3 protein-coding genes are annotated in these 2,528 nt (G+C 38.8%); all 3 read right to left on the minus strand.

Annotated elements, in window-relative coordinates; translation table 11 throughout:
* Positions 1-42 precede the first annotated feature (42 nt).
* Positions 43-780: an FkbM family methyltransferase gene (locus H6S82_RS28555; protein WP_190461339.1), complete on the minus strand. Its 738-nt coding sequence runs from the start codon at positions 778-780 to the stop codon at positions 43-45.
* Positions 781-831: 51 nt separating this feature from the next.
* Positions 832-1,680 carry a glycosyltransferase family 2 protein gene (locus H6S82_RS28560; RefSeq protein WP_190461337.1) on the minus strand — a complete coding sequence of 283 codons (849 nt, stop codon included), beginning with the start codon at positions 1,678-1,680 and terminating at the stop codon, positions 832-834.
* Between the two features lie 32 nt (positions 1,681-1,712).
* Positions 1,713-2,528, minus strand: an 816-nt coding sequence (locus H6S82_RS28565) for a class I SAM-dependent methyltransferase (protein WP_191057128.1), incomplete at its 5' end; no start/stop codon positions are given.

A 2,528-nucleotide genomic window follows, 5' to 3' on the forward strand; every position in this document is an offset into this window, starting at 1 on the left:
CATAAAAATAAAAACCTATTTTTATAGGCTAAAAAAATAATTTTATAGCTGTGTTGACCAAAGAATACCTACCGTACTCTGCCAATTTTCTTGGGGAGATATGCGGACAATCCGATGACCCGATCTTTCAATTAACTCTTGTAGCTCTTGAATGGTTTGTTTATCAAATAAATGATACTCCATACAAAAGTTTTGAGTGCGTTTGAGTAGTTCGGTATTCTGGAATATTGACCACTCCGACCCCTCACAATCCATCTTCAACAAATCGATTTTACGCCCTGACGCCACCTCAGAGGCACTTATACAATTGACAGGTAAGTTACCTTCTGCACCGATCTGCCCATTTGTAGAATCAGATTTCGTATCCAGCATGACGACTCCTGTGCGATCGGTAACCGCATAAGGAAATACTTTGATATTAGTCATCTTTGCATTTTGCTCAAGCCAACTTAATGCCATTGGATTTGGTTCGTAGGCATATATATCAGCATCGGGAAACAGTAAGCTGCAAAGCTTGCTAAACATCCCTACATTCGCACCAATATCTACAATTACTGATGGATTTAAGTCTTTTGACCATTTGAAAATATCATAGCAATCCTGAACAATTACCTCTCCGTAACAAGTTGCCGACCCCAAATCGTTACCAGCAAATACCTGACAAGTTTTGCCGTTCGCTGCAATCCAATAAGGCGGACGAGCCATCGCCATTCTATAGTAGTTAAAATTGGAGCGCAACAGGAGATTTTTAAAGTAGTTTATCTTTTTTACAGTCTTCATTGTTACTCCTTTTACGTGGTTACTAGAATTTACAGCTTCCCAACTTTACCTTTAATTTTTCTGCCAGCGCTTTTTTACTTTGGCTATAATTTTAGGTAACTTCCACAATAAATCTTGATTGAAATTCGAGTAGCGTAGCGATGCAAAACTATATCTGACAGCAAGTGCTGGATTAGGTTTAAAGAACAGGTTGAAACAAAGACTAGCATAAAGCTGGCTTTCAATGACATTGATGTTGTCTTGTCGCTTCACAGTCGTTTCATCAGCATAGTGTTTAATTAATGCACCGAGAACGCAACGACTGCGAAAGCCGTGGTAGTAGAGGTAAGCTCCAAACTCTAAGTAGCTAGATCCAAAGGGAAACCACTCCACCATTCTATGTCCTCGGTCAAAAACTTCCCTGGGATAAATTGTAGCGCCATCAGCGATCGCCCAATTATCATCAACATCTGTCACTTCACCAGCTACTCCAGATGGGTATAATTGGCTTGCTGTTGGAGAAATCCCACAATACTCCCCATTGATAAAACCTATCTCTCCACTTGTCCAGATAGATTTGGGATCGGAGCGAACAGCTACCATACACTGCTCCATATGTCCATCTGGCAATACGTGATCGTCATCCATCGTGCGAATATGCGTACCCTGACAAGCTAAAGCAGTATAATTTCGATTCGCATAAAGACCGTGACGAGGCCCAATAATATAGCGGCAGTTCCAATACTTTGCCACTGCTTCTGTTTTGGGTGCCAATTCAGGATCGGAATCATCGGAAACTACTACTTCAAAAGGTTGAATGTTTTGCGATCGCAAACTTTTTAAACAACGATCCAAACTCTCCGGTCTGTTTCGAGTTACTAAGGCTATACTTAAGTTGATTTCAGGCGATTTATGCACCATAAAATTATCAGATTAGTTCATCTCTGCCTTCTTTAACTTTTTTTATAAAAAAAAGCTTCTAGCGTATCTCCCATATTTAAGTTTTTTACTCCCCATTTCATCATTCTTTTTACTCCGTAAAATTTATCTTTTTTAGTAGCATGATGTATGGGACAGCAAAATTTAGATATTTCCAATTCATGCTTAGCGAGTAACTCAATTAAAGTCTTTTCTGTAAAATGCCAAAAATGTTCTTGAGGATACCATCCTGCCCAATTGGCAGACCTGACAAAAACAGAGTTGTATCGCGGTACTGTTACATAAAATATACCATTTGGCTTAAGGACTCTCGAAATTTCATCTAATGTTTCTTGCAAATTGGGGATATGCTCAAGTACGTGATGAGCTTGTATTATATCAAAGTAGTTAGATGGAAAGTTGCACTCGTCCAGAAGCATATCTCTGATATCTCTACCTAAGCTCCTGCCATAAGCTGCGGCTTTACTTAATAGTTCTATTCCAATAGATTCTTTGACTCCAAGCTGTGCAGCCATTTCCACTAGCTTACCGGTGTAACAGCCTATTTCTAGTATCTTTGTAGAGTCGTTTAAATACGGCTTTAATTGGTTAATTCTATAGGCACTCTCTTCCAGATAATTGATATAGTCGTCTTCATGTATTTTTACTTCGCTATCTTTATCAACTTCTACAGGCGCTGGGTTTGTCATAACCAATCCACATGACAAGCATTTGAGTGCTTGAAATGTCACGATTTTTCCATTGACAGGAAAATAAGAATAATTACCTTCAATAACTATATCAAATTTTTCCGATCCGCAAATACATATAGAATTGCTCATTGTAGACTT

Origin of the sequence: Planktothrix sp. FACHB-1355 (assembly GCF_014748295.1) — a bacterium.
GTDB classification, from domain to species: domain Bacteria; phylum Cyanobacteriota; class Cyanobacteriia; order Cyanobacteriales; family Aerosakkonemataceae; genus Aerosakkonema; species Aerosakkonema funiforme_A.